The sequence below is a fragment of the Shewanella sp. 10B genome, assembly GCF_023475885.1.
Taxonomy (GTDB): domain Bacteria; phylum Pseudomonadota; class Gammaproteobacteria; order Enterobacterales; family Shewanellaceae; genus Shewanella; species Shewanella mangrovisoli.
The window spans coordinates 113662-140091 of record NZ_JAMDJO010000001.1; the positions used below are offsets into that span (position 1 = coordinate 113662).

The window sequence follows — 26430 nt, forward strand, 5'->3', positions numbered from 1 at the left end:
AACAAAAAAGGCGCCGATGGGCGCCTTTTTTATCGCTTAAAATCAAAACTTAAGCGAAGAAGTTGTAAGCCAAGAATAAGGTCAGGGCGTAACCCACGCTGTAGCATAGGAACAGGGCTGGCACATATTTCAGGTAGCTTACGAAAGTCAGCTCTTTTACTTTGCTCATGGCGACGATACCCGCAGCCGAACCAATCACTAATAGTGAACCACCCACGCCCACACTGTAGGTTAAGCCTAACCATTCTGGGGTGTTGAGCACAGGCTCTGCTTTAAGAAGCGCAGCCGTCAATGGCACGTTATCGATAAGGGCTGAACCCATACCTGTAACGAAGTTAGAGATGTTTGGATTAAACAGGCTGTAAGCTTCGGTCAGCATATCTAAGGTGCCGATTTCTTTAAGCATACCCACCAGCAGTAAAATTCCTAAGAAGAACAACAGAGTGTCGTATTCGACTTGGCGAATATATTCGAGGATCTTGATTTCTTCTTTATCACTGCGGGTGGTGTGGCCGATAAGGAACATAATCGACAGACCGGTTAAGAAGGTCAGTACCGGTGGAATACCGAAGAGAATGTTCAGCAGCATGGTCATCAGGATCGTGCAGAAGAACACTAAGGCAATTAGCAGATCCACGGTTTGATAGCTGTGCTTAATCGGGGTGGTGGACACCACGCCTTCAGCCTTCAATGAGAACAGCGTCGCCAGTAAAATCACACTCACGGCAGATGGGATAAACAGCATCAACAGTTCGGAGATGTGTACGTGGCCGCCTAAGAAGATCATCAGGGTGGTAACGTCACCGGTGATCAGAGCCACACCGCCGGAGTTCACGGCGAAAATAATCAACACCGCCATTCTGCGGCGCATTTGCTTCTCGAGCTTAAAGGTTGTTAACAAGCCTAAAGACACTAAGGTCGCGGTGACGTTATCACAGAAAGCCGACAGGATAAGCGCGAATAAGGCCACTTGGATCATTAACAAGCGTACAGATACCTTCTGCGGGAACAACTTCTGCACCATGATTTGGATCATACCTTTGGCGTTAAGATAGGCCACAAAGGTCATTGTCGACATCAAAAACAGCCACAATGTGGCAATTTCGAGCAAGTTTTCATTGAGTTGATGGGCAACCAATTTCTCATGGTTGGCGTCTCCGGCAGCCATAAACAGTGCTACCCAGGAAATACAGCCAAAGAATAAGGTGGTTTTTGCTTTATTAAGGTGGGTGACTTCTTCGAAAATAATACTGAGCAATGCAAGCACCGCCAGTATGATCAGAAAGGTATATAACATAACTGCAATTCCAACTGCTGTTTTAATGTCGTGGCAAGCCAAAGGCGAGCTATTGAGTGGCATTATCAAGGCTAAATTAAGCTTGCCGTGTTAATGCGTGCGGATCAGAACATAATGGGGTGAATAACGCAACTGTTAGCTGTAACTCGGTTTTGTGTCATTTTGTGATATTGGTCTCAGTGAAAATGATTGGTTTTTAGTGTTAAACACTGTTTGGTTTTTAATGTGTAGTTTTTTATCTTGTTTAGTTGAGATTGCCAAAGGACTGTAAAGTAAGATCTACGATTAAAGTCTAAGCAGTTATTTTGCCGATCCCGCAATTAATTTTTCTTTATGAAGGAAATATTGCACGAAAATGCAGTCACACAGCTGAAGGATCGGATTTTGTGCTGTTTACGGTGCTGAGTGCGGGATTCTTTAGCTGTGTCACAAAAATGACCAAGTCAAAATATTGACTGGATAGAAAGTGAGCTGTATCTTGTGCCACTTTAGTAGTTAAGACACTGGATGTTGTATCTTAAGGATAACGCAAAATGACATTTGTGCTCCGCAGTCTGATGTTATTAGGCTCATTAGTGTGGTTAACATATAGTGGCAAGCAGCTGATAGCATTAGGAATATTACATAATCCTAGCCTGATGGTTGACCATATCACTTTGACTTTACAGGTCTTAGTCGCGGCGGTGGTATTTAAATCGGCTTTAGGCTCGAAACGATCCGATAGCTATTGATGGGTCAAGGCTCGCGCAATAGCCTGTTCAAACGCCAAGCAATAAAAAGGGACGCTACTGCGTCCCTTAGTGTTTTAAGCTATCGCTTACATTGCCGCTTTCATACGACCTAATACACGGTCCGCCGCTTCTAGCGTGAGGCGCAGTTCTTCTTCGCCATGGGCCATCGACAGGAAGCCTGCTTCATAGGCGCTCGGTGCTAAGTAAACCCCTTCATCTAACATACCGTGATAGAAAGTGCGGAAGTGTTCGATATTGCACTTAGTCACTTGGTCGAAGCGCGTGATCTGCTCTTGCTCGGTAAAGAAGAAGCCGAACATGCCACCGACATAGTTGATGGCCATTGGAATACCGTGTTTGTCGGCCGCAGCTTTAAAGCCTTCGGCGATACGCTTGGTTTTCGCGCTTAGCGCTTCGTACAGACCTTCTTCACACAGGGCTTCCATTTGCGCTAGACCCGCTGACATCGCAATGGGGTTACCAGACAGGGTACCCGCTTGGTACACAGGACCCGTTGGAGCGATAAACTGCATCACTTCTTTACGACCGCCAAATGCACCCACAGGCATGCCGCCGCCGATGACTTTACCCAGTGTGGTTAAGTCAGGAGTAACGCCATAGTGGCCTTGAGCGCCGCTTCTTGATACTCGGAAACCTGTCATCACTTCGTCGATGATGAGCAGCGCACCAAACTCATCACACATAGCACGCAGACCTTCGAGGAAGCCTGGGATAGGTGGGATACAGTTCATGTTGCCAGCCACTGGCTCGATGATGATACAAGAGATTTCAGTCGGATATTGCTCGAACAGGCTACGAACTGAATCGAGATCGTTATACACAGCGGTTAAAGTGTGCTTGGCGAAATCTTCAGGGATACCTGGAGAGCTTGGTTGGCCTAAGGTCAAAGCACCAGAACCTGCTTTAACTAGTAGGCAGTCAGCGTGACCATGGTAGCAGCCCTCAAACTTTAAGATCTTGTCACGATTGGTAAAACCGCGCGCTAAACGAATTGCACTCATGGTGGCTTCAGTGCCTGAACTCACCATACGTACTTGTTCGATAGAAGGTACCATGGCGATGACTTTCTCTGCCATTTGCACTTCAAGCTCGGTTGGTGCACCAAAAGACAGACCATTGTGCACCGCAGCTAATACGGCTTCACGGATCTTCGGATGGTTGTGGCCTAAAATCATCGGGCCCCAAGAGCCAACATAGTCGATATAAGCTTTGCCATCGGCATCGTAAATATAAGCGCCATCAGCTTTTTCAATAAACAGCGGCGAACCACCTACACCGTTAAATGCACGAACCGGAGAGTTAACACCGCCGGGGATGGTTTTTTTAGCCTGTTCAAATAGCGCTTCGGAACGGGTCATGTTAAGTCCTTAAAGTAAGTAGCCGATTAGCGATCGGCTTTACGTGAATACCAATTAACGGGACACTCATATTTTTCGAGTTGCGAGTCAACCCCGAGTGTCAATGCAAACAGTGCCATACGAATTAGCAGTCCATTGTCCGCCTGTCTGAAGATAGCGAGATTAGGATGGCTGTTCAAATCATTATCTAACTCATTAGCTTGCGCACGCGAATCCCGTGGCAGCGGGTGCATGATCACAGTGTTAGATTTGCAATGTTGGGTATAAATACTGCGATTCAAACGGAATTTACCGCGGTATTTGTTCGCTTCTTCCTGGGATGGGAAGCGCTCTTCTTGAATGCGGGTCAGATAAAGAATGTCGGCTTTATCTAAGTGGCCTTCAAGCTGGTCTGTTATTTTGATGCTATGGCCAGCATTTTCAATGTCGGAGATCACATAGTCAGGCATTGCTAATTCAGTTGGCGAAATCAGTGTGAAGCTGATGTTCTTATACATGCACAACAGGCGCGACAGGGAATGAACGGTACGACCAAATTTTAAGTCGCCGACCATAGCGATATGCATGCCATCGATACCGCGGCCAGCATGGCCTAACTCTTTTTGAATGGTGAACAAATCGAGCAGGGCTTGGGTCGGGTGCTCGTTCGAACCATCACCACCGTTGATTACTGGAACGCGGCTACCTTCAGCAAACTCTTTCACCGAATAAGAGTCGGGGTGGCGCATCGCAATCACATCGGAATAGGTCGAGAGTACACGTGCGGTATCGTACAGTGACTCGCCCTTAGATAAGGACGAAGAGGCCATGCCTGTGGTTTCACGCACATGGCCGCCGAGTAAGTTAAAGGCACAGCCAAAACTCACGCGGGTACGGGTACTAGGCTCGAAAAACAGGTTACCTAAAATGGCGCCTTCGAGCACCTTAGTGCGCTTCTCACGAAGTGCATAGGGCATCATACGATGGGCAACATTAAAAATAGTTTGGATTGAATCAAGATCTAACTGGTTTACGGAGAGGATATGAGATCCTTCGAACTGGTTCATCAGCCTGTTTTCCAATTGCTAGGGGGCGTTAAAGTGCAATGTCGCGCTTTGTGCCCTGGTGTATATGTAGGGTGGCTGAGGCGCGATTGTAACAGATGCACTGGGGCAGCGAAATAGTCGCCGCGCCCTCCCATGGATTTTTTAGGCAGCTAATACAGGATTTTGTGAATCTAAGCCCATCTTTGCAGAACTTAGACTTGGCCGGAGCGAATTTCCTGCTGTAGGTTCGACCAACTGACCACTCCCACCACATTGTCTGGGGTGTCTTGGTAGATAAATACCTCACCACTGCGTTTGGGCGACAACAAGTTATACACCTCATCGAGGGTTTTAGTGTCACTCAGCCCCTGCATAGGATGGCGTGAGAGGGTGATGTTGTCATCGTAGGATTGCATCTCAAGGCTGAGCATTTCGATCACCCCATCGGCGTTACGCACTAGCACTGGGCGACCTTCGGCGCGCTTTAACACTTCGAGCAGCAGCTCGTCGTTGTTGTTGACGATAACAAATCGTTTATCCATCAGGGCGCGCACGCCTTTTTTCTGTAGCGCCAGATTCACCGGGGCGACTTTATAGCCTAAGCCCATAATCTCTAACTGCTTGAAGAAAATAGAGTTGGTTTTAAACCCTTGATAGGCAATCAAGAAGGCGGGAATGGTCACAAACATTGCCGGCAGAATGATACTGGCATCGTTGGTCATCTCCAGCAGCGCCACTAGGGCGGCGAGCGGCGCACTGAGGCAAACGCCCATCATCGCTGTCATGCCGATAACCGTATAGAGGCCGACGTAAGGCGCAATCGAAGGGAATAGAATGGCGCTGACTAAAGCTAAGATGGCACCTATTAAGGCGCCGATACCATAGAGTGGACCAATCAAACCACCAGGGATCCCAAGTCCGATTGCCGCTATGGTGGCGATAATCTTGGCTGCAAGTAGGGCAATTAACAACAATAAACTGGGATGCTCGCTAATGGCTTCACTGATAGCCAAATCCCCAGTGCCGAGGGCTTGTGGCAAGATTAAGCCAATCAGCGTAGTGATACTGCCCGCAAGTAATAGCCGATAAATCAGTGGCCAGTTTTGCCCAGTGGCGGTGACTTTAAGGAGTGCGTAGTTGAAGAAGGCTGCCGCGCAGCCCAGTGCAATGCCGCCCAAGGCTAAAATCGGATAATGATCCAATGGAATATGGATAACCTGAATACGGTCAAACTCGTGCACATTACCAAAAACCAGCTGGCTGGAAACCGCACCACAAATGGCGGACAGCATTATGGGGAAGAAGTAGTGTACCTTGTACTCGCGCACTATCACTTCGAGTACAAATATTACTGCTGCTAGCGGGGCGTTAAAGGTGGCGGCAATCCCTGCGGCAATGCCGCTGGCGCACATTATCCGCACACTATTATCGGGAAGATTAAATTTTTCGGCTAAAACACTGGCACTTACGGCGCCAAGGTGAATGGCGGGACCTTCGCGTCCTACCGAGAAATTGGTGCCTAAGGCAAACAGGGCCTGAAAAAATTGCCCCGCAGCAGATTGCAGCGGAATTTTGCCATAGTGCAATTTAACCCTATGTAATACATAGGCAATCCCCATACGCTTGTAACGTTTGGAGCCGAGTTTAGCGACAATCCAGATCAACAAGGCGCCAAAAAGTGGCAACAGGGCTCGCCAGTCGGCGATGTTACCCGTAAAATCCAGCGTCTCGATTTGGGTGTAATGGTTCGCCCACAGGAGCAAGAGTCGAAACAACAGGATCACGCAGGAGGCGAAGATGGCGAATAGCAAGGCCAGTAAGCACAACTGCGCACTGATCTTGGCTTGGGATAAATGATCACGCAGCTCGTTAGTTAAGTACTTTTTAGCTGTGCTGATGGCGTCTTGAATCGCGGCTTTATTTATCGTTAATTGCACTGCATTGGCCTGAGTTGTATTGTATCGAACTCGTTCTTGAGTTGATTGTATTTTATATAAGGGGCTGTTACCTAATGCCAAATTATCATCGTTGGCTAGATCGGCTGCAAGTCATGGATCTAAAGTATCGTCCATCGACCAAGTATTTATTGTCCTTAGTCTTAGTGGCATTTCTGTTAGGGGCGTGGGTGAGCTTTATTGTGCTCAACAGTGACGAGCCCGTCGTAAAGCATATTGGCGGCGGTAAACTGCAACGTGTCACCGCCGAACTTGAGGCGCAAACCCAGGAGCTCGCGACCCGCAATTTAGAATTATCTGTCGAGCGCGAAGCCAATGCGCAAATGCAAGATATGTTTGCGCAGCAGATGAAGAAACAAAAAGAGCTAGAGCACGAATTAGCCTTTTATCGCAGTATTATGTCGCCGGATGACAATGCCGAAGGGGTGGCCATTCACGGCTTAGAAATGACGCCGGGCGCCCTGGCGGATGAATACAATTTCAAACTGATTTTGACTCAGCTGCAAAAACGTAAGCAGGCGATTCAAGGTCGTACCGAAATCACCCTCATTGGAGTGCAAGACGGAAAATCCGTTGAGTTAAGTGTGAACAAACTCACGGGTTCTAAGCTTGAGTTTGATTTTCGCTATTTTCAGGTCATAGATACCAAAGTTACAGTGCCTGCAGGGTTTAATGTGGTGCAGGTCAAAGTCAAAGTGGTGGTGCCTTCGAGCCGCTGGACCAAAAATTCGCAGACAGAACATGTCTATAGTGTCCCTGAGTTATTACAGGGTGAAAAAGAACCGCGGGTAATACTTGAACAAAATAGTCAGGTAACGGATAATTTGCCCCAGAAAACTGATGTAAGAGGTAGTAATGACTGATCAAGCTGACGCAGCAATGCCTATCAAATTTACCGATGCGGCAGCCGCTAAGGTAAAGGGCTTGTTGGAAGAAGAGCAAAATCCTGCACTTAAACTACGTGTGTACGTGACGGGTGGTGGTTGTTCTGGATTTCAGTACGGCTTTACCTTTGATGAAAAGGTCAACGAAGGCGACTTCACCGTTGAGAAGCAAGGCGTCCAATTGGTCGTCGATCCCATGAGCTTACAATACCTCGTTGGCGGTGAAGTGGATTACACTTCTGGCCTCGAAGGTTCGCGTTTCTTTGTGAAGAACCCGAATGCGACAACGACTTGTGGTTGTGGCGCAAGTTTCTCTGTGTAAGTTTGTTCTACGAATGTAGTGAACTGATATAGAAGATAAAAAAGCCGTCGAGATGACGGCTTTTTTGTTGGTCTTTCCTGTATTGCTAGGATTGGCAAAGCAAGGCGTAAGCGCGTTGCTTTGGAGTTAATTCATAATATTCAGATTAAGCTTAGGTTTAAACCAAGCCTTCACTTTCTTATCGAATGCCACCCACACCTGCAATAAAGATAAGACAATCAACACGATAAAAATTACGTAATCGGGTAGCTTTTCTTGCCACTCGCCAAGGTGCACTGTGGTTGGCCCTGCGACTAGGTTATCAGGATCATAAAGGATCACAGGTAACATACTGACTAGCGCCAATTGCACTAAGGTGTAACCCCTTAACATAATCAACCCAGCCTTTTGGCGACCGATAATCCCGAGCACCATCAATAGGGTTAACAGGCAGAAAAGTACCCCTTGTTTGGCGATTAAGCCGCTTACCGATGCTGCGACATAGAGTAGCAGTAAGGCAATTAAGCGTTTAGGTAAACGGGCTTTTGCCAAGGGCGGTGTAGCCTGTGTTGCCAAAGAGGATTCTTGCTCGTTCAGCGACATTGTGGTTTGCCCTTATGGATTAGTGGCTTTGTTTAGTGACTAAACGTTGATCTAATTCATAGGGTGGAATGACCACACCTAAGTCATCCTGTACTGGGAATACGGCAACGAACAGATCGTCTTCTTCCATGCCAGGCACCCATCTTTCATGCCATTCATCATAGGGAATCGCTAAGGTTTGGCAGTCACTCCAGTCATCGACTGCCCATGACTCGGCCGCTTCTTCGGTTGGCCACATTGGGATGCAATCTTCATCTTCTGTGGTCAGCATGACGCAACCATCTTGGTCCTGTAGCGTCCATAACACTTTGTGTTGTTTAACTTGTTCAACGAGGTAATCGTAACGACCTTCTGGAGTCATGCCAGCGGCTTCTGCAAAGGTTTTAACAGTCTTGCTCATGAAAATATCTCTTATGCGTGAATAGGGCGAAACCTGTTGTGCTACTCATGTATAGCGTCAGCACAGCAAAACTCACCAGTTGGCAAGATGGTAACATTAGAGCGGGGTTTGAAAAAGCACAACAGCGCCGCGAAGGCGCTGTTGCTAGTGGGAATTACTCAGCAGCGTTGAAATAACGGTAAATCATACCGGCGAGAATAGCTCCTACGATAGGAGCGACCCAGAATATCCGCAGTTGTGATACAGCCCAATCGCCAACAAAAAGCGCAGGGCCAGTACTGCGAGCCGGATTGACCGAGGTGTTTGATACGGGAATGCTGATCAGGTGAATAAGGGTTAAACATAGACCAATCGCAATCGGCGCAAAGCCTTTAGGTGCACGCTCATCGGTCGCCCCTAAAATCACCAATAAGAAGAACAAAGTCATCACGATTTCGCAGATTAACACCGACATCATGCTGTAACCGCCGGGGGAATGTTCGCCAAAGCCGTTAGAAGCAAAGCCCGCCGCGAGACTAAAGCCTTCTTGCCCTGAGGCGATGGCGTACAATACACCCGCGCCGACAATACCGCCTGCCACTTGGGCAATGATGTAAGGCAGCAGTTCGGAGGCGGGAAAACGTCCGCCTGCCCAGAGTCCAAAGGATACCGCTGGGTTTAAGTGGCAACCCGAAATATGGCCAATGGCAAACGCCATGGTCAGAACCGTTAAACCAAAGGCTAACGCCACCCCGAGTAAGCCTATCCCGACTTCCGGAAAGGCTGCCGCCAGCACAGCGCTGCCGCAGCCGCCGAGAACGAGCCACAGAGTGCCCAAAAATTCTGCCGCCATTTTTTGTGACATATTCATTGATTGATTTCCTATTCAGTCGATTTATGCCGACATACGTATCGCGTTCTTTGCATAAACCTTTGTTTATCTTGCTGGTTAAGTTGAGCTAGATAAATAACCATTCCCTTAATTGATATGTTTGCGCGCCCAAAGTGTGCAGGCACGAGTTGGCCTTCACAGTGAGTGAGGTTGTGTATTTACTGCTTAGTTAACAATCACTTTAGCGAGTTTAGATGACACAACTGTGATCAAGCATAGATGGGTTTTTATATTGTGCATTTTTGAACGACCGTCATTGGTGCTATTTAAAGCATTTTTAGGCATCGTCTCCGCTGTTTTGTTACGCCTTATCTTGTCGTTGTTCGGTAAAAATGCAGTAGAACGCTAACTGCTACACCAAGATTTTTAGCATTTTCAATAGTCGATTTATTCTCTTTGCTTGTCTTTAATATATTGAAAATAAATGAATAGATATTTAATAGATATAAAACGGGGAAAGAAACGAGGGACAGATGATTGCCGCTCTTCACTCGGCCAAGTACAAGGTTTTGGTTGCTGAAATGTTAATTGTGTTTTTGTGGTGTTGCTACCTCATATTCAAAGAACTTGATGAACATGAATAAGAAAACACGGTTAGCCGGATGAAGTAACAGCTCCAAATAACAACAAGAATGGCTTGCGCTGTAAAAGTGAAGGTGGGAAGGATGAAGAAGAAATTATTGACCTTGGCAATCCAAGCTTCGATGTTTGGTATTGCTCCTTCGGTAGCTTGGGCTGCCGATCCAATTGAAGTGAATGCGGTGAATGAGAGCGCTAATCGGGTTGAAGTCGAGGTAGCGGATAAGCAAGAAAGCATCGAAAAAGTCACAGTCACGGGCTCGCGGATTAAACGTGACAGCTTTTCCCTGAGCACTCCATTGCAGGGGTTAGATGCGAAAGATATCGCCGATAGCGGGATTGGCTCATTGGCGGACATTTTAGTTGATCAAATTCCAGCGTTATCGGAAGGCGTTAGCAGTACAAATAGCCAATCGAGCGTGCAAAATACGGGTCTTTCAACCATTGATTTACGTGACTTAGGAACGGATCGCACCCTGACCTTGATCGATGGTCGCCGCGTAGTATCAAACAGTTATAGCGGTAACTATGTCAGCTTAAGCACTATTCCTGCCGCTATGGTCGATAAGGTCGAAATCATTACCGGCGGGGCGTCGGCTGTCTATGGTTCAGATGCGATTGCCGGGGTGGTGAATATTATTACCCAGCAGAATAAGACTGGCTTTGAGATTAACGCCCGTGGCGGTGAAACCACCGAAGGTGGTGGTCGTGAAACTACAGTCGATGTAGGTTATGGCACTGATTTTAATGGCGATAAAGGTTATATCTTCGCCAGTGCGACTTATGATAAACAACATGGGTTATTTGCGACCGACAGGGAAAGAGCCCTGTATGAGTCAAGTTTTGCCTATGATGCAAAGCAAATGTGTAATGCCATGAACACGGTCGATGGCGACCAGTGTATGCGTGATATTACCCGAGACGACTGGCGCGAGCGCAGTAATGACATCGTCGGTGGCCGCTTTAAATCAAACTCTTGGTGGTACGATGGCACAGAGCTTAAAACCGACTTTAAAGAAGAGCGTGATGGTTATAACGGTTACACCACAGGTTTATTAAAGGTCCCCGAGGATACCTTGGCCGCTGCGGTCAAAATGAATTATGACCTCAGCGACGATGTGCGCGCGAATGTGCAAGTGCAGTTTAGCCGCAATAATGCGTTTCGTCGTACCGATGCCGAAGGCCAAGACTATAACGACGCTGAACTCTATATCGACCCTGTGACGGGTCTCCCTGGCACTATTGCTGCGGGCAGTATTTCACCAAACAATCCTTATGTGCCAGCCGAAATTGCCGCGACAGCTGGCAAGAGCATCACTTGGGATCGCCGCTTCCAAGAAGTAGGTCCCGTTGAGAGCGATAACGAGCGCACCACTTTGCGGACTTGGGCGGGATTGCAGGGCAACCTATTTGAAACTTGGACCTGGGATGCCTCACTGGGTTACGGTAAGTTTGAACAGCGTCAGCGCCGCAGCAATGAAATCAGTATTCGTCGTCTGCAATATGCCTTGGATGCTGAATACGCCGCCGATGGTGTGACTATCCAATGTGCCAGTGAAGAGGCTAGAGCCGAGGGCTGTGTTCCCGTTAATATCTTTGGTGAAGGTTCAATCAGCAAGGAAGGGGCGGACTATATCCGCGCCAATCCCTATATCAACACGGATATCACGCAATTCAATGCCCTAGGATTTATCTCGGGTGAATTGTTTGAATTACCCGCGGGTGGCGTGCAGTCAGCATTCGGGGTCGAATATCGCCGTGATACTCAAGCCGTCGATACCGATAAAGCGATGCGTGGCGATGCGATTACCTTTAACGACGTGCCGCCATTCGAAGGGGATGTCACCGTATGGGAAGCCTTTGGTGAAGCGAATCTTCCTTTGTTAAGGGATGAGGCTTTTGCTAATAAGCTCGACCTAGACGTGTCATTGCGTCTTGCGGATTACAGCCAGAAAAACATCGACTTAATGTCGAGCTATCGCGCGGGGATCCTGTGGGAGCCTATTGCCAACTATGCCCTACGTGCTAACTACTCTCGCTCGCAACGTGCGCCGAATATTACTGAGCTTATCTCTCCACCCCGTGGAGATTACGACAGTATCCGCGATATTTGTGATGGGGTAACAGCAACCTCAACTGGGGCTGGGCATGATAGTTGCCGCCAAGATCCAGGGATTGCAGCCGCAATTGCGACTAACGGTGTCTTTGAGGATGAGGGCGGTTCTAAATATTCGCCGAACGCTGGTAACGAAAACCTCACCGAGGAAACCGCGGATACCTACACCTTAGGCTTTACCATGGCGCCAGCCTTCCTCGAAGGCTTTAATTTGGCGGTCGATTATTACGATATTAAAGTCACCGATGCCATTGGTTCATTAAGCAACGAGGATATTCTGGCCGAATGTTATAACTCGAGTAATCCCTATGGTGCCGATAACGAGTACTGTCAGGTCATCAGCCGTGATACTGAAGGGCAAATCACTCAGGTTATCCAACAGGAACAGAACCTGAATGACATTGTTACCCGTGGTGTTGATATCGCCATGGCCTACGAGTGGCAGTTAGACGGATACGGTGAACTTAGCTTAAAAACTAACTGGACCCATGTGTTGGAATTTAGCACTAGCTACTACGGCGCCGATGGTTTAGTTGAAGATGACTATGTGGGTGAGCTTGCCAGCGGGATTTTTGAGGACAGAGGCGCAATTTCATTAACCTGGAGCAATGATGATTGGCGTGTTCGTTGGAGCGCTAAGTACAAGAGCGCCATGGTCGATAGCCACGATAGAGTTGAAGAGTGGAACGTGCTGAAAGCCGAAAACCAAGCCAAACTCGATGCGGGTGATGCCAGTGCGGTCGCTAATCCAGAAACTCCCGCATTCCTATTCTATAGCTCGTATATCACCCACGATTTGTCGGTGTCTTACACTATGGACGTGAGTCAGGCTGAATTACGTTTATACGGCGGTGTGCGCAATATTTTCGACAATCAGGGTCCTTGGGTGGCCGATACTGGTGATTTAGTCGAAACGGGTAACGGTAACTACAGCAGCGCCTATGGCGGTGGTGTTGGTCGCTATGCCTACCTAGGTGCAGAGCTTAAGTTCTAATATCGTTGCACTGATACTAACCACTTAAGTTTGCTCAACCGCATGTGGCTCCCTGCATGCGGTTTTTTATTGCCAATAACCGCAAGATATTCACATCAATAGGTTTGTCGCAATAGGTTCGTCGTAATAGTTTCGGCACAAGCATCAAGCCTTCAATGGGATAGGCTGACACAGACCTTTGAAACTTCCTCTGTAGAGAAGCGCTTAACGTTAACTCTTTCAGCCAGATCTTGAATTTCAGCCAGAGCTTGAATGAGTGCTGACTTGAAGTAAGTCGGCTAACGGGGAATCGTAAAAAGGCCAAAGAGACAAAGGCTAAAGAGGTAAAGCTTCGGCTTATAAGTGAGGGGGAGAGATAGAGAGATACTCGCTTAAATACTGAATAAACACAGCGTTTAGGGATAAGTGATAGCAGTAACTTGTTAAGCGATTGGCGGCTTATTGTGCCGCCAATCATCTGATGGGTGTGTTCTTGTGGAATGCAAAGCGCTGATTTTTACAGGTTCGTGGACGGCAGATTTGCCTTTAAGAACTGGCTTTGTTCCCAGAGCAAGTGTTCTAGGGATTCCTTAGCCGCATAACCGTGCCCTTCAAAGGGTAGGATAACTAATCTTGCTTTACCGCCAAGGCCTTGAATGGCATCAAATAGTCGCTCCGATTGCAGCGGGAAAGTGCCTGAGTTTTGATCCATCTCTCCGTGAACTAATAGCAAGGGTGATTTGATGTTATCAGCATAATTAAATGGTGACATTTGCTGATAAATATCATTGGCTTGCCAGTAGTAACGCTCCTCATTTTGAAAGCCAAAAGGCGTTAGACTGCGATTATAAGCACCGCTACGGGCAATACCTGCATAGAATAAATCCGTATGGGCGAGCAAGTTCGCCACCATAAAGGCCCCGTAGGAGTGTCCGCCCACGGCGATTTGTTTGCGATCGGCAATGCCTAAATCCACCAAGGTATCGACAGCCGCCTGCGCGTTGGCGACGAGTTGTTCGCGAAAGCTGTCATTGGGCGCTTTATCCCCTTGAGCGATGATAGGCATAGAGACTTTATCAAACACCGCAAAGCCTTCAGCAACTAATGGGATCGGGCCCCTTGGGCTGATGCTGGGATATTGGTTGGCGCTAAAGCTGATTTGGCCCGCGACATCGGGATCGTTAAATTCCCGCGGATAAGCCCACATCAACACGGGTAAGGTGCCTTGCTCCTTGGTGTAATTAGCGGGTAAGTAGAGGGTGCCTGACAGGGGCACGCCATCGGCTCTTTTGTAGGTGATCAGCTGCTTCTGCATCCCCCGATACGCACTCAGTTCATCGGCCTGTTGGTAGAGCACACGTTCTTTGGCGCCATCGATTAAGACGAGGCTTGGGGCTTCAGTCGGACTTTCACGGTTGATAATCAGTTGTAAGGGCTCAAGATTGAGCACATAGCGCACCGACTCTAATTGGTTGGTTGCAGATTGCCATAACAGTGAGGATTCTCCGGTAGCGAGTGAGGTGCGTTTTAAAAATGGCTTATCGCCTTGAGGCGATGCCCCTTGGCCGTAGTGAATAACCCCAGCGGTTTGTGCCTGTTGCACGCGGATCACTAGCCCTTTGCCTTGGGTATATTCTCTGGGGAATTTTCCAAGTTCTTGATATTTATCGCGCAGATTACGCTCGTTCAAGGTATACAACGAACTTTCCCCAAGGTGGGTGTCTAGGCGACTCAGTCGCAGTAACTGTGCTTTGCTATTGCGCTGGCTCATTAAGGCGATGTTATTTTCCGCCCAGTCGATATCGATGATCCGCCAAGGGGTTTTGGCGATGAGTTTGGCCTTTTGGGTAAAGGGGGCATCGAGTTGCCATAGACTATCCCGTAGCTGCGCCTCTTGCTGGCTATTGCCCTGATCTAAAGCCTCGGTAAAGGCTAAGGTTGCGCCTTGCCCTTGAACCCAATGGAACATGCGAGGGCCGGGTAAAACTGAGTCTCTTCCTTGGGGCTTAGATTCTCCACTCTGGCTTTGGTGCAGTTGCGTAATGCGTTGACCATCAAGATTATAAATCTCTGTTAAGGTTGGAAAATCATAATACTTTACTTGGGTTGAGAAGGGCGTGGTGAGCTGACTGGTTAAGATATATTGACCATCTGGCGACAGCGAAAAATCCTCAAAAATGCCCGGCGCGGCGATATTTGTCAGCTTGCTATCCATATCCACAAGGGCCAGTTGACTGGTCGTCAGTTGGCTAAAGCGTTGTTTGTCAGCGCTGGTTTTCAATAAGTCTTGATAGGTGCGCTGCGGGCTTTGTTTGCCCGAGGTTTCCTTGGTTTTCGGTGCGTAAACGGCCTGAGCCATGCTTGTGTTGGCATTGGAGGCTATGACAAAGCGAGCGAGCAGACTTTTATTGTTAGCCCATTGATAATCAAGGCTAATCGTGCCATTTAATCGGTTGTCTGACAGGCGCTTGTGGCGGTCTTGTGCGATGTCGTAAACATATAAGTAACCGCCCTCTGGCGTTAGGCTGACATAGGAGAGGTAGCGACTGTCGGGGGAAAATTGCAGCTCGGTGATATCGTGACCACCGGGCAAGCTTATCAGCCGTTGCTGATTGTCCTGAATATTAATCAGCCTAAGTTGGTGGTAGCGCTGGGTGATACGGCTCGGTAAATATTGCTCGGCGGCGATACGTAATCCTGCCAACTTCTGCTCTGGCTGGGCCTGCGTGGCAATGCTCGGCGCGGCAATTGGGCTAAGTAATGCCAGCCACTGATGATCGTTTGAGAGTCGAGTCGTGAGATCCGCGTTATGCGCAATGGTTTGTTGCAGTGCGGGGGAAGGTTTCTGGTAGTCCTGCGCTAAGGTGTTGGGGATAAAAATTAGGCATAGCATAGTCCAGATGCCGGTCAAGGTTAAGCGAAGCATACTTGGGTTCCTAGCAAAGTAAATTACCCCAGCTGAGATGAGTTAACCGCAGGAGTAAGGCTTTGACTCTTATGTTGTTATTGGTCAATCAGTTGTAAGTAATCTGTTGCTGTATCGCAATCTATCCCGGCTCGTTTCTATATTGTTTAAATCTCTATTTTAGATTTTTAATTAGCTAATATTTTGAATTTTATATAGTTAGTATAAAACATTGGATTGCCATCTTTGTTAAGTCTTAGGTAGTATCTAGCCACACGATGTACTCATTACCCTAACCATAAAAAGACGAATAGCGAAGGTGTGAGAAAAATGAAGGATAAGAGTAAGTTGGGTTTTTGCTTAGGGAGCTGTCGTATTGACCCTTCCGATAACTCAATTTTATTTCAAACGCAGGGGGATGAAACCTCCTCACATGAATCCGCTAAAGTGTCGCTTCAACCTAAGTTTATTGAAGTGCTTAGCTATCTTGCCCTGCGTTATCCTAATGTAGTTACCCGCGATGAGTTGATTACTCAAGTGTGGGAAGGCAATGCCTACGTCGGCACTAAGGCGCTCACGAATGCCATTTGGCATTTACGGCAGCAACTATCACCTCTAGACGTGGATGGTGGCGTGATTGAGACAGTGCGTAAGGCTGGCTATCGCTTGTTGTTACCACCTATCTACGATCAACTCGACGATACCGAAGAAGATTTACGGCAGACTACTGAGACTAAATTGCAATATGCCAATCATCGTCTGCGTTTAATGGCGATGGTGCTGGGGGCCGTGGCTGTTGTCAGTAGTTTATTTATTGGTATGCATTTATATCAAGATAAACAGCGGATGACGGATACCCAAATGACAGTGCTGACTCGAGATCCGGGTTCGGAGCGTTATCCAAGGTTATCCCACGATAGGCGTTGGCTTGTGTATGGCGCGAGTCGTCCTGGGGTGACATCTAGTCTGTATCTTAAAGATTTTAAACGTGAAGATGTTCCCGCCCGACAGTTAACCCCTTCAACATCGGTTGAGCTGCGTGCAGTGTGGAGCTTAGATGATACCAAGCTGTTTTTTGCCTCTCGCAGCCACGCGACGGGAAAGTGCACTATTACTCAATTGACTTTAGCGACCAATGAGATGCTAGCCCTAGCGCCCTGTAGCACGGATATGGCTGCGATAGATATTTCCCCCGATGGTCAATATCTTGCTTATATCTCCTCCCACGAGGCGGATAAAGTGGGTGGTATTTACCGCTTATCTTTGGCAAAAGCGGACGCTACGGCTGAAAGATTATCCTGCGAAAGCCAGTGTAATTATGAAGATAGAGATTTAGCCTTTAGCCCCGATGGTAAATGGCTCGCGATAGCGAGGCGCTTTAGTAATATCTCTGAGGATATTTTTATTCGCGACTTAGCCAATGCCAATGAAAAACGCTTAACCCAAGGACTAGAAGATATTCGCGGCTTGAGCTGGACGCCCAACAGTCAGGCGTTAGTGTTTGCCACGGAAGACTCTGGTAGTCGCAACGGTTTTACTATCGATATCGAAACGGCCCATATTCGGCCACTCGATGTCGAAGGTATGAGTTATCCCAGTAGCGTATCCGATGAGGGCTAGTTGGTTTATCACCAGTATCGCCGGCAATTCCAAATGGCGTATTTTTCCCTCGGGGATAAAGTGCCGGGCAGTTTGTTTCCGCTGCTGTATTCCGGCATTAGCCACCGCAATCCCCATTATTCACCTGAGGCGGGGCGAATCGTGTTTGTCTCTAGCGATACTGGCTATAACGAGATTTGGACCTCGGATATCAAGGGGCAAAAACTAGAGCAACACACTCAGCTTAAGTCGCGTGTCGCTTATCCGCGTTGGTCACCCGACGGTTCTAAAATTGCTTTTATCGCCCCCGATGATCGCAATGAAGGCAATCGCATTTTTATTTTAGATTTAACCAATAAGAACATCACCGCCTTAGCCTCGAGTTATCACAACCATGGTCGCCCCAGCTGGAATTGGCAGGGTACTGCGGTATTCGCATCGACCAGCGACGGTATCACCGAGTTTTATTTAGATAACAGTGCGCCCAAGGTGATAAGCCCTCTGAGTATGGCGGTGGGATTTGCCAAGTCGGCAACCGAGTTGGTGTTTAGTCGCTATGGAGTGAATGGACTCTGGTTGATTAATCTCGCGCAGCCTGAAGAGGTAACACAGCTCATTTCCAGCAAAGTGTTTCGATCTGGTAATAATTGGGCAATGACGGCGGACGGGGTGTATTTCAAATCCAGTAATGGCAATGAGCAGAGATTAAATTACTGGGAGGCGAGCAGCCAGCAAGTCACGCCACTCCTCAGGGTGCCCCGCTCGAGCCTAAGCGGGTTTGGCTCCATGACTTATATTCCGGAGTCAAACCGCTTAGTGATGACGCTCGATGGCTTTCCGCAGCGGGACATCATACTGCTTAAACACAAACTACTTAAGTAGGTTTGAGTTTTACTTAGCGCTAAAGCGTCCGCCTAATACAGCTTCGCGCGAGGCGCCTGTCACCGCAGGTAGGTTAGCGGGTAAACCTAAATGGTGGCGCATTGCGAGCCACGCAAAGGCGATGCCTTCGGCCCATTTAGGGTCGACGCCTAGTGCAGAGGTAGTATCGATATGATAATCCGGTAATAGCGCCGCTAAGCGCTGCATTAACTCGCTATTAAAGGCGCCGCCACCGCAGACAAATAGTTCTCCTACAGGGGCGAGTTTAAGGATATCGCGGGCGATGCTGTGGCAGGTTAAATCGAGTAACGTCGATTGAATATCTTCTTCATCCAGTTGATTAAACTCTGATAATTGCTGCTCTAACCAGGCCTGATTAAATAATTCGCGCCCCGTGCTCTTGGGATAGGCGAGGGAGAAATAAGGGTGCGACAGCAACTGCGCCAGTAGCTGTGGGTCGGTTTTGCCCGAGGCGGCCCATTCACCGTCTTTGTCATAGGGCTCATTTTTCACTTGCTGGATCCAGGCATCAATCAGCGTATTGCCAGGCCCAGTATCGAAGCCTAAGACCTCTTCACGGTTCCCGGTCAGATAGGTGATATTGGCAATGCCGCCAATATTGAGGATCACGCGCTTTTTACCGACTTGGGCAAAGGTTTGCTGGTGGAAGGCGGGTACTAAGGGCGCGCCTTGGCCACCTAAGGCGATGTCTTTACGTCGAAAATCGGCAATCACATCGATGCCTGTCTCGGTTGCTATGGTGTTGGGATCGCCAATTTGCAGGGTAAAACCCACCTCAAGGTTTGGCATGTGGCGCACGGTTTGGCCATGACTACCAATGGCAATGATATCTTCTTTGGCTATTTGGGCTTTGGAGAGCAAGTTATTGACAGCGAGGGCAAATAATTTACCGACACTGCGGTCAAGGCGGCCGAGGCGGTTGATTTCATCATTGCCAGGCAGGCATAAACGTTGCAATCCCTTAAGCAAATGGCTGGGGATCGACTCGGTATGCGTTGCGATAAGCTGCGGTTGCTCACCCGCAAAGTCGACTAACACCGCATCGACGCCGTCCATGCTGGTGCCAGACATCAGTCCAATATAATAAGCCTTGTTCATTTGAGGGGATCCGTCCGTCGTTATTGCATCGCCAATTGGGTTTGCTTGTTCAGTGAAATGCTGGCCATCAACTGTTTGCTGAGCGCATCGAATTGTGGCTTTTCTTTACGGGCAATCGATTCGGCCTTAGGTAAATCTACCGTTCTTGGATTACGGTGTACGCCATTGACGATAAATTCATAGTGTAGGTGAGCGCCAGTGACGCGTCCTGTCTTACCTAAGGTGCCGATAATTTGCCCCTGCTTAACGCTGGCCCCTTTACTGACGTTGCGTTTGGTCAAATGCAAATACTTAGTCGTGTAGGTATCGTTGTGCTTAATGAACACATAGTTACCGTTAAATTGATTGTAGCCGGATTCGACAACTCGGCCATTTCCCGCCGCCTTAATGGGGGTGCCGATGGCGGCAACATAATCAACGCCGCGGTGAGCCTTAACTTGCCCCGTAACTGGATGTAGGCGTTTGGGGTTGAAGTTTGAGCTGACGTATTTAAAGTCAACCGGTGAGCGCAGGAAGGCCTTACGCATGCTAGTGCCGTTTTCGGAGTAATAGTTGCCGTCGGTATAGCGAATCGCTGTGTAACGCTCATCTTGGTTGATAAACTCGGCGGCGAGGATATTGCCGTTACGTAAAAACTCGCCTTCAGCATACTCCTGCTCATAGATAATCGCGAAGCTGTCGCCTTCACGTAAATCCAAGGCAAAGTCGATATCCCAACCAAACACGGTCGAGAGTTGCATAATTTGGTTCGCGTTTAAACCCGCATCGACGGCGGCATTCCAGAAGTTACTCTTGATTTTCGCACTGGTGAATTGGGTGCGGATTTCAATGTCTTTTTCAGAGATTTTCTCGGAATACTTATCCTGATCCTTAGTGATCACTAAGGTCGATACCGCATCGACACGGTAGCGCACTTCGGTTAAATCGCCCTTGGCATCCTTCGAAATCACAATTTCTTCGCCGGGGATGATTTTTAATAGATTCTGTTTGGCGAGCGGCAACTGGGTAATTTCATACACATCTTTGCTGGTGAGCCCCGCGCGCTCAAATACCGCGGCTAAGGTATCGCCATTTTTCACATTAAAATGTTCAACGTCCCTATGGTGGGCGCTCTCTAAGGTTTCGCTGGCGGGCACATTGCCTGCGGCTAATGCCTCGGCCGAAGATAACGGCGTGGCGTTGGTGGATGCATCTTGCGGTTGGCCCTCAACCCCTTCAGGACGCTCTGGTGAGCGAAAGGCTAAGGGGACATCGTAACGGGTATTGACTTGAGCTTGGTCTGCGACACCTTGAGTTTGTCTTGAAGCTTGCGCTTCTTCAGAGGGAAAGAGCAGGGTTATCGTAGTGATAACAGAAAGAATGCTGAGGAGAATTTGATGCTTTTTAGGCAACAATTTAAATAACGTTATAACCTTTCCCATGTGACGCCGATACCGATTACCTAAGGCTTGAATAATCCCGTTAGTGTACACACTTTCAATTGTGGTGGCTAACAAGTAACATAAGTCTCCTCATTTTATGATCATGGCCTTAGGAGTCCCCGCCGAGATGGCTGATTTAGACCAAGTATTAGCAGAAATTAGACGTGGTACCGATGAGATCCTACTCGAATCGGATCTGCTGGAAAAACTCAAAGAAGGACGTCCACTTCGTATCAAGTTAGGCGCTGATCCTACCGCACCGGATATCCATCTTGGACACACAGTAATTTTAAATAAATTAAGATTATTCCAAGAGTTAGGTCATGAAGTCATTTTCTTAATTGGTGACTTTACCGGTATGGTGGGTGATCCAAGTGGTAAAAACAGCACGCGTCCACCACTCACCCGTGAGCAAGTATTAGCCAACGCCGAGACCTACAAAGAGCAGGTCTATAAAATTCTGGATCCTGCAAAAACCCGTATCGAGTTCAACTCGAGCTGGTTAGAGCCATTAGGCGCGGCGGGGATGATCCGTTTAGCCTCGCAGCAAACCGTTGCCCGTATGATGGAACGTGATGACTTTAAGAAGCGTTATGCTTCGGGTCAGTCGATCGCTATCCACGAATTTATGTACCCACTTTTACAGGGTTATGACTCAGTAGCCCTGAAGGCCGACGTTGAATTAGGCGGAACCGACCAGAAGTTCAACCTGTTGATGGGCCGTGAGTTACAAAAAGCCGAAGGCCAAAAGCCACAAGCCGTGATTATGATGCCACTGCTTGAAGGTTTAGACGGCGTGAAGAAAATGTCTAAATCGGCGCATAACTACATTGGTGTGAGTGAGCCCGCCAATGAAATGTTTGGCAAGATCATGTCGATTTCTGACGAATTAATGTGGCGTTACTTTGAGTTGCTGTCATTCCGTCCTTTGGCCGAGATTGAACAGTTCAAACAAGATATCGCCAACGGTGCTAACCCCCGTGATACCAAGATTGCCCTTGCGAAGGAAATCATCGCGCGCTTCCACGACCAAGCGGCGGCCGAGAGTGCCCATCAAGCCTTTATCGACCGTTTCCAAAAGGGCGCTATCCCTGATGATATCCCTGAGGTTGAATTAGCGGCGGGTGAAGGCTTAGCGATTGCTAACTTACTTAAAGATGCCGACTTAGTGGGGTCGACTTCCGATGCGATGCGTATGATCAAGCAAGGCGCGGTGAAGATGGACGGTGAGAAGGTTGATGATAGCCGTATGACCTTAAGCGCTGGCACGGTTGCCGTATTCCAAGTCGGTAAGCGTAAGTTCGCGAAAGTGACTCTGGTTTAAGCCGAACCATGTTAGTGCCGCTTGTGAGTGCTTATGAGGGTTAATAAGTACTTACCAAGCAAGTAAAAAAGAGCGCCTAAGAGCGCTCTTTTTATTTCTGCCTTTTATCTAGGCAATCGTTTAAGGTGCTGTGCTGGCCTCATGCTCGCCGATATTACATCTGTCGGTACCGAAATGCTGACCATCGCGACACTTCCAAGCCAGCTGGGCGGAATCCACTTGCCAGCGCTGGGCACTTTTCTTAAGCGACAGGATTAACAGCATTTGTGGGTGCTGCTGCGATAACTCACTCACTTGATAGGTAAACACGCCATTTTTGGTGGGCTGAGTACGAACAAGGGTAAATTTTTTACCCGCATATTGGCTGCTGATGGCGGTGGGATCTTCGCTCCAGGCTTGATGTTGTTCCTGGGCGGCCCGCAGTTGCTGGTTGAAATGGCTTACGGGTTGCACCGCGTAGGACACAATAATGGGCTGCTGCGCCTGTGCATGGGGCGCGAGCATTAGGCCATTCAGGGCGAGTAGGGCAATCAGTCCAAACAACTTCATACAAACCTCATTGAAACGAAACGACCCGTGGGCAAAGGATGCCGCACCTCAGTCGTATTGACTCATTGCAGGTTTCGACTCGTTTTGAGGGCTCAAGTTTCAACAAAAGCTAAATTTTGTGACTACTGCATCGCTAATTGGTCTGACATGGTCTGGTAATCAATCAGATCCACATGCTCTGTGACCCTGTGATTACGCATATCGAGCTTAAGACTGGTGACCCCAGGAATGGCGACATCAATAATTTTTCCGGGTTTGCCAAATTGCTCGCCGGGTCCCTTAAAGTGATAGTTACCAATCATCACCACGAGGGAGCCGGCGTTATACATATGCTCGATATTAAAATCATATTCGAGCACACCCTCGTGGGCGCGCTCGAGGAAGTCGATAATAAACCGCCCACCCGTGTATTTACGATTGGCGGTTTTATCGAAGAAGACGGTATCACGGTTATAGAATTTGCCGAGTGTTTGATAGTCGTGCTCGGTTAGCGCGTTCATGTATTTTACGGCTAACTGCTGTTCTGCTGGCATTTCCCCTGAGTTAGCGTGTACAGACGCAGGAAATAAGGCCGGAACCCAAATAAGACAGACTAAAAGACACAATATTCGCAAACTATTCCCTCTTGGTTTTGAGATCAAAGGCGGGTAACGACAAATGCCATTTGATGGCGCATAGACGAATGATTAAGGCACTGGTCATGGCTAAAAATAGTGCCGTTTTTTCGCCCATCCCGTAGGCAAGGCTTACGGTATAACCTATGCCGCCAACAATCGACGCCGTGGCATAGATTTCTGTGCGTAACACCATAGGGATTTGTCTGCACAGTAAGTCTCGAATAATGCCTCCTCCTACGCCCGTGATCAAGCCCATCACGACGGCAATCATGCCGCTGAGTCCCATATTGAGGGCTTTTTCAGCACCAATCACAGTGAACAGGGCCAAACCTAAGGCGTCGGCGACGGGCAAGGTATATTGCGGCATCTTGCGGGGACGGCGCACTAACAGCAAACAAGCTAGGACTGTGGCGAGTATCACAATGATGTAGTTTGGGTCGCGGATCCAAAACACCGGCGTGGCGCCTATCAGCGCATCGCGAATACTGCCACCGCCGACCGCAGTCACCGAGGCCAGTACGATAACGCCAAAGGGGTCCATACGGTGACGCCCTGCGGCTAAGGCGCCAGAAAGGGCAAATACCGCCGTACCACATAAATCGAAGAAGTAAATCCAGTGGCTCATTTACTCATCTCTTTGATGTGGATATTCAACGCGTCCACAGAGATACGAATTTCTATCACAGATAAAATCAGTGAATAGAGCAGCAGTAACAAGCTGGCACCGAAGATCACCGAGCCCGTCTTATTAAAACCGATATAGATAAAAATCATACAGAGTACGCACAGGGCAAAGCTGGATACGCCTGCCTCCTGCATGCGGCGAATAATCCGGATCCGCTGGCTTAAGTTTTTAATCTGATCCTTATGCACGGGTTTGTCGCCGTTACTGAGCTGACGGATCAGCGCCGCCAGCGCAAAGAAGCGGTTGGTATAGGCGAGTAATAGCAGTGAGATTGCCGGAAATAGCAAGGCGGGAGTTGTTAATGAAACATGCATGTTTTCGAACAAGATAGTCAGCCTTTAACCTAATGTTAAGATTAAAGGCATCATATCACAGGGTTTGTAGCCAGCGTAAACCCGCCCAAATGATCGGAAGTAAGGTGATAAAACTAAACCAGATAGCGCAGGCCCGTGAGGCGAGTTTTACCGCGGGGGCTATCATCTCTTGGTGCGGCTGCGGGCCATAGACTATCTTAGCCACATCAATGCGTTGCCCCGAAAACTTCTGTGGTCCACCCAATTCAATGCGTAAAATATTTGCCACTAAGGACACGCTCATCACATAACCCCGCAGGGCTGGATGATTTTTAGAGGTGCGAAACAGCAATGCTAAGGCCTTGGGGCCGCCCTGAATCGCAATCGACAGGCTCCATAACCAAGCGGGGATTGCCAGCAGCGCCGTAGAAATAACGTGTACCGAACTGCAAAAGTGCTGGTACTTAGGTTGAATGGGCGGCCAACTGAGTTCGAGCTGTTTAATCATTCTCACCGCCAGCACCATAGGGGCGCCTGCGATCGCAAAGAAGAAGATAGTCGATGCCGTGCCATAAATCGGCGCGGTAGCGAGCTTTTCTATCGTGGCCTTGGTTAAGCCGACTTCCGATAGATTATCCGTATCACGGACAATCCACGGCTGTAATAGCTTTTTTGCGCTGGCATTGTCCTCGCGCTTCAATGCTTTAGCAATTTCGTCGGCGACTTGGCTAAAGCCTGCATCCGTTAAACACAGATACAGAACTAAAAATTCGAAGAACCAAGGGAAGGCGGCGAGCTCGAGTAAGAAAGTGATAATCGCCCAAAAGGGGAACACCAGCAGCAACATGGCTAAAAAGCCGGCGGTTGCCTGTTGACTGGGGGCGCGCTCGGGGCGATTGACTTTAGCGGCGAGCTGTTTGGCTAAGTGACTAAACCAAATCAGTGGCTGCATTTCCCTTGGTAATGGCGCTAAACGCGCCAGCAATAAAGCAAAGAAAAGTACCAAGAAGCCCTCAAACAAAGCGCCATCAATTTCGACAAGTTGTTGATAAAAAGAACTGTGCATCAGGTACTTTCCGCAATCATGCTTTAGTCAATTACTTTACTGAGTTTGGATCTAATTGCTCAAGCAGCAACATCACCATCAGTGCCGAATGGTAACCAGCCTTCACAATGTAAGAATCGAAGTCGACCGGAGAGTCGTTGTTGGCATTGTCAGAGAGCGAGCGGATCACCACGAATGGCACGCCAAATTGGTGACACACTTGGGCAATTGCCGCGCCTTCCATCTCACAGGCCGCCATGGTTGGGAAGTGCTCCAACATGGTCTTAGTGCGTACAGGGTCGCAGATAAAACTATCGCCCGTACAGATTAAGCCTTCAATCGCTTTTACTTCGCCTAATTGTGCGATGGCCTTATTGGCGGCTTCGACTAAGTATGGCGCTGGGATAAACGCCGCAGGTTGCTGCGCCATTTGGCCAATTTCGTAACCAAATGCGGTCACATCCACATCGTGGTGGCGCACTTCGGATGAAATCACGATATCGCCAATCGACAGTGTATCGACAAAACCGCCCGCAGAACCTGTGTTGATTACCGCATCGGGGGCGTATTTTTCAATCAGCAGTGTGGTGGCGATACTGGCGGCGACTTTGCCAATACCTGAGCGTGTCACTACAACGTCTTTGCCCGCTAAGGTGCCTGCGATAAATTCAATGCCCGCAATCGTTTGTGAAGAGGCGTTTGTCATAGCCGTAATAAGATGGGCAACTTCTGGCTCCATTGCGCCAATAATACCAATTTTCATGGGAGACCCTTTTGATTCAACTGAATGTGTGATGCCACTAAAGCGTGGGATAACAGAATGGCGGCTAATATACCACAGTTATGCTTTGGCGTTATTGTGGGATTGCGATTGCTT

Annotated in this window: 23 protein-coding genes; 7 read left to right on the plus strand and 16 right to left on the minus strand. The window is 48.4% G+C overall.

The window, feature by feature from the left end; translation table 11 throughout:
* Positions 1 to 49: 49 nt before the first annotated feature.
* Positions 50 to 1297, minus strand: a complete 1248-nt coding sequence (gene nhaD / locus M0415_RS00480) for a sodium:proton antiporter NhaD (protein WP_041412728.1) — start codon at positions 1295 to 1297, stop codon at positions 50 to 52.
* A 533-nt stretch (positions 1298 to 1830) separates the two neighbouring features.
* Here nhaD and M0415_RS00485 point away from each other — a divergent pair.
* Entirely contained in the window at positions 1831 to 2028 is a 198-nt protein-coding gene (locus tag M0415_RS00485) for a hypothetical protein (protein ID WP_011717913.1), read from the plus strand.
* Positions 2029 to 2114: 86 nt separating this feature from the next.
* On the opposite strand, the gene hemL is transcribed toward M0415_RS00485, so the two are convergent.
* The 3 genes from hemL to M0415_RS00500 form a co-directional block, all read right to left on the minus strand.
* Complete coding sequence (hemL, locus tag M0415_RS00490) at positions 2115 to 3407, minus strand: glutamate-1-semialdehyde 2,1-aminomutase (protein ID WP_011717912.1); 1293 nt, start codon at positions 3405 to 3407, stop codon at positions 2115 to 2117.
* Between the two features lie 26 nt (positions 3408 to 3433).
* Positions 3434 to 4453 (minus strand): aspartate carbamoyltransferase, encoded by a 1020-nt coding sequence (locus M0415_RS00495; protein ID WP_011717911.1) that lies wholly within the window; start codon positions 4451 to 4453, stop codon positions 3434 to 3436.
* Between the two features lie 191 nt (positions 4454 to 4644).
* Positions 4645 to 6369, minus strand: coding sequence for a chloride channel protein (locus M0415_RS00500; RefSeq protein WP_011626912.1), 1725 nt, complete (start codon positions 6367 to 6369; stop codon positions 4645 to 4647).
* Between the two features lie 74 nt (positions 6370 to 6443).
* Between M0415_RS00500 and M0415_RS00505 the strand changes: the two genes are divergently transcribed.
* Both M0415_RS00505 and erpA read left to right on the plus strand, forming a co-directional pair.
* A complete protein-coding gene (locus tag M0415_RS00505; RefSeq protein ID WP_011717910.1) occupies positions 6444 to 7250 on the plus strand; it encodes a DUF6776 family protein in 807 nt (268 codons plus the stop codon).
* Entirely contained in the window at positions 7243 to 7593 is a 351-nt protein-coding gene (gene erpA, locus M0415_RS00510; protein ID WP_011623639.1) for an iron-sulfur cluster insertion protein ErpA, read from the plus strand. Before M0415_RS00505 ends, erpA begins: the two co-directional genes overlap by 8 nt.
* 126 nt (positions 7594 to 7719) lie before the next feature.
* Here erpA and M0415_RS00515 read toward each other — a convergent pair whose 3' ends face one another.
* The 3 genes from M0415_RS00515 to aqpZ all read right to left on the minus strand — a co-directional run bounded on the left by M0415_RS00515 (position 7720) and on the right by aqpZ (position 9425).
* A complete protein-coding gene (locus M0415_RS00515; protein WP_086903120.1) occupies positions 7720 to 8175 on the minus strand; it encodes a hypothetical protein in 456 nt (151 codons plus the stop codon).
* A 19-nt stretch (positions 8176 to 8194) separates the two neighbouring features.
* Complete coding sequence (locus tag M0415_RS00520) at positions 8195 to 8575, minus strand: DUF2750 domain-containing protein (protein ID WP_011717908.1); 381 nt, start codon at positions 8573 to 8575, stop codon at positions 8195 to 8197.
* 154 nt (positions 8576 to 8729) lie between these two features.
* Positions 8730 to 9425, minus strand: a complete 696-nt coding sequence (gene aqpZ, locus M0415_RS00525) for an aquaporin Z (RefSeq protein WP_249556006.1) — start codon at positions 9423 to 9425, stop codon at positions 8730 to 8732.
* A 686-nt stretch (positions 9426 to 10111) separates the two neighbouring features.
* Here aqpZ and M0415_RS00530 point away from each other — a divergent pair.
* Positions 10112 to 13135: a TonB-dependent receptor domain-containing protein gene (locus tag M0415_RS00530; protein WP_249556005.1), complete on the plus strand. Its 3024-nt coding sequence runs from the start codon at positions 10112 to 10114 to the stop codon at positions 13133 to 13135.
* 496 nt (positions 13136 to 13631) lie between these two features.
* Here M0415_RS00530 and M0415_RS00535 read toward each other — a convergent pair whose 3' ends face one another.
* Positions 13632 to 16040 carry a S9 family peptidase gene (locus M0415_RS00535; protein ID WP_249556004.1) on the minus strand — a complete coding sequence of 803 codons (2409 nt, stop codon included), beginning with the start codon at positions 16038 to 16040 and terminating at the stop codon, positions 13632 to 13634.
* Between the two features lie 309 nt (positions 16041 to 16349).
* Between M0415_RS00535 and M0415_RS00540 the strand changes: the two genes are divergently transcribed.
* Both M0415_RS00540 and M0415_RS00545 read left to right on the plus strand, forming a co-directional pair.
* On the plus strand, positions 16350 to 17639 hold the full coding sequence (locus tag M0415_RS00540) for a winged helix-turn-helix domain-containing protein (protein ID WP_249556003.1): 1290 nt from the start codon (positions 16350 to 16352) through the stop codon (positions 17637 to 17639).
* 33 nt (positions 17640 to 17672) lie between these two features.
* Positions 17673 to 18500, plus strand: a complete 828-nt coding sequence (locus tag M0415_RS00545) for a TolB family protein (protein WP_249560439.1) — start codon at positions 17673 to 17675, stop codon at positions 18498 to 18500.
* A 9-nt stretch (positions 18501 to 18509) separates the two neighbouring features.
* Here the strand turns inward: M0415_RS00545 and M0415_RS00550 are convergent, their stop codons facing one another.
* Positions 18510 to 19619, minus strand: a complete 1110-nt coding sequence (locus tag M0415_RS00550; protein WP_249556001.1) for an anhydro-N-acetylmuramic acid kinase — start codon at positions 19617 to 19619, stop codon at positions 18510 to 18512.
* Positions 19620 to 19639: 20 nt separating this feature from the next.
* Positions 19640 to 21040 (minus strand): peptidoglycan DD-metalloendopeptidase family protein, encoded by a 1401-nt coding sequence (locus M0415_RS00555; protein WP_249556000.1) that lies wholly within the window; start codon positions 21038 to 21040, stop codon positions 19640 to 19642.
* A 127-nt stretch (positions 21041 to 21167) separates the two neighbouring features.
* On the opposite strand from M0415_RS00555, the gene tyrS reads away from it, so the two are divergent.
* A complete protein-coding gene (gene tyrS / locus M0415_RS00560) occupies positions 21168 to 22364 on the plus strand; it encodes a tyrosine--tRNA ligase (RefSeq protein WP_011626902.1) in 1197 nt (398 codons plus the stop codon).
* A 120-nt stretch (positions 22365 to 22484) separates the two neighbouring features.
* On the opposite strand, the gene M0415_RS00565 is transcribed toward tyrS, so the two are convergent.
* From M0415_RS00565 to M0415_RS00590, 6 genes are all read right to left on the minus strand, one after another.
* A complete protein-coding gene (locus tag M0415_RS00565) occupies positions 22485 to 22913 on the minus strand; it encodes a hypothetical protein (protein ID WP_011717900.1) in 429 nt (142 codons plus the stop codon).
* A 122-nt stretch (positions 22914 to 23035) separates the two neighbouring features.
* Positions 23036 to 23527 (minus strand): nuclear transport factor 2 family protein, encoded by a 492-nt coding sequence (locus M0415_RS00570; protein WP_011717899.1) that lies wholly within the window; start codon positions 23525 to 23527, stop codon positions 23036 to 23038.
* Position 23528: 1 nt separating this feature from the next.
* On the minus strand, positions 23529 to 24155 hold the full coding sequence (locus M0415_RS00575; RefSeq protein ID WP_011717898.1) for a trimeric intracellular cation channel family protein: 627 nt from the start codon (positions 24153 to 24155) through the stop codon (positions 23529 to 23531).
* Positions 24152 to 24529: a DUF2721 domain-containing protein gene (locus tag M0415_RS00580; RefSeq protein WP_011623626.1), complete on the minus strand. Its 378-nt coding sequence runs from the start codon at positions 24527 to 24529 to the stop codon at positions 24152 to 24154. The genes M0415_RS00575 and M0415_RS00580 overlap by 4 nt, the downstream gene beginning before the upstream one ends.
* A gap of 55 nt (positions 24530 to 24584) precedes the next feature.
* The gene (locus M0415_RS00585) at positions 24585 to 25574 is read right to left on the minus strand and encodes a cobalamin biosynthesis protein CobD/CbiB (protein WP_249555999.1); all 990 of its coding nucleotides are present in this window, start codon (positions 25572 to 25574) and stop codon (positions 24585 to 24587) included.
* 31 nt (positions 25575 to 25605) lie between these two features.
* Positions 25606 to 26316: a 5'-methylthioadenosine/adenosylhomocysteine nucleosidase gene (locus tag M0415_RS00590; protein WP_249555998.1), complete on the minus strand. Its 711-nt coding sequence runs from the start codon at positions 26314 to 26316 to the stop codon at positions 25606 to 25608.
* Positions 26317 to 26430: the final 114 nt, after the last annotated feature.